The 1,876-nt window shown below is 64.8% G+C and carries 3 protein-coding genes; all 3 read right to left on the bottom strand.

Annotation, left to right across the window (positions count from 1 at the left end):
- The coding region (locus V7P99_RS13975) for a proton-translocating transhydrogenase family protein (protein ID WP_333795447.1) at window positions 1-239 on the bottom strand (239 nt) is incomplete at its 3' end.
- Window positions 240-250: 11 nt separating this feature from the next.
- Window positions 251-1,390 (bottom strand): Re/Si-specific NAD(P)(+) transhydrogenase subunit alpha, encoded by a 1,140-nt coding sequence (locus V7P99_RS13970; RefSeq protein WP_333795446.1) that lies wholly within the window; start codon window positions 1,388-1,390, stop codon window positions 251-253.
- Window positions 1,391-1,572: 182 nt separating this feature from the next.
- Window positions 1,573-1,716: an aa3-type cytochrome c oxidase subunit IV gene (locus V7P99_RS13965; protein WP_333795445.1), complete on the bottom strand. Its 144-nt coding sequence runs from the start codon at window positions 1,714-1,716 to the stop codon at window positions 1,573-1,575.
- Between the last annotated feature and the right edge of the window lie 160 nt (window positions 1,717-1,876).

Raw genomic sequence — 1,876 nt, 5'->3', positions numbered from 1 at the left:
ACCACGATGACCGAGCTGATGGCGTTGGTGACGCTCATCAGCGGGGTGTGCAGCGCCGGCGTGACGCTCCAGACCACGTAGTATCCGACGAAGATCGCCATCACGAACACCATGATGCGATAGATGGAAGGATCGACGGGCCCGCCGACGCCGTCGGACGCCGCGAGCGCTGCGGTGGGCAGCAGCAGTGCGGCGCCGGCAAGCACACTTAACCAGCGGAGAAGTCCATAGGTCTGCATGGCGCGGTCCCTCAGGAGGCTGATTGCGGGGCGAGGTTGGGATGCACGATGCGCCCGTCCTTGGCGATCAGCGTTCCCTTCACGATCTCGTCGTCCCAGTTGACCTGGAGTGTTTTCTCCGTCTTGTCGAAGAAGAGCTCCAGGAACGCGAGCAGGTTCTTGGCGTAGAGGCTCGAGGCATTGACCGGCACCGAGCCCGCGAGGTTGAGCGGCCCGACGATCTTGACGCCACCGACCTCCACCGTCTCGCCCGGAACCGTCGCCTCGCAGTTGCCACCAAGCTCAGCGGCGAGATCGACGATCACTGAGCCGGGCTTCATGCTTTCCACCATGGCGCGCGTGATGAGGCGCGGCGCAGGGCGGCCAGGAATGAGCGCCGTCGTGATGACGATATCCTGGCCCTTGATGTGATCGGCGATGAGTGCGGCCTGCTTGGCCTGATAGGCGGCCGACATCGGCTTGGCATAGCCAGCGGCCGTCTGGGCCTCCTTGAACTCGTCGTCCTCGACGGCGACGAACTTGGCGCCGAGCGAAGCTACCTGCTCCTTCGTCGCTGGCCGCACGTCGGTCGCGGAGACCACGGCACCGAGCCGGCGCGCGGTCGCGATGGCCTGCAGCCCGGCAACGCCGACACCCATGATGAAGACCTTGGCGGCAGGAACGGTGCCGGCTGCCGTCATCATCATCGGCAGCGCCTGGCCGAACAGCGAGGCCGCGTCGACCACGGCCTTATAGCCCGCTAGGTTCGCCTGGCTCGATAAGACGTCCATGGATTGCGCACGGCTGATGCGCGGCATGAACTCCATGGAGAAAAGATTCATACCCGTCGCAGCGAGGGGCTCGATTGCGGTGGTATCGAAGGGGTCGAGCAGGGCCGCCACGAGGCCGCCGGGCTTGAGGCTCTTGACCTCGTCAGCGGATGGGCGGCGCACCTTGAGCAGTATGTCTGCGCCGGCGAGCGCATCGGCTGCCGCCGGGACGATCTCTGCGCCCGCGGCCTTGAGCGCCTCGTCGGAAAAGCGCGATCGCGATCCGGCGCCTTGCTCCACGCGCACTCTGGCGCCGAGAGCTACAAGCTTCTTCACCGTCTCCGGCGAGACCGCAACGCGCGCCTCATCCGGACCCTCGGCCGTCACAGCTATGGTAACCATAGGACCATCCGTCGGCATCCTCGCGGCACCTGCATAGCGGGTTCATGAGGGCCGGCAGGCTCGGCCCCGGCAGTGTCCCTCCTTCAGCAGGAAGGCAAACAAGCGCCCGGAAGCCGGGAGCGCACTGGCGCGATACAGCACCGTGCGCCGCCGAGACCGGAGGCAAAATGTAGGGAACGATCCTAGAGGAGGAAAATCGCCATTCCGACCAGGACGGCGACCGAGGAGATGATGGTGATGCGCGCCCAGGTCACGAAACCATTATAGGTGCGCACGTGCTCGGCGTAATCCATGGCCGGATGTCCGCCCGAAGTGTTGACCCCCATAAGACTCTCCTATGCTGTCATCGTTGCCCGAACTTGGTAACCTAAGCTGTCGGGAGCTTCAAGTCCGTCCCGGTACGCACGACCCCATGCTTTGGGCCAAGCCGCCACGCAGGGTCTCATTCTTGGCCCAATCCACTGCAACACCGATTTGAAGCCCGCG

This window comes from Hyphomicrobium sp. (genome assembly GCF_036780825.1).
GTDB lineage: Bacteria > Pseudomonadota > Alphaproteobacteria > Rhizobiales > Hyphomicrobiaceae > Hyphomicrobium_C.
This window is presented reverse-complemented; position numbering and strand designations above follow the sequence as displayed.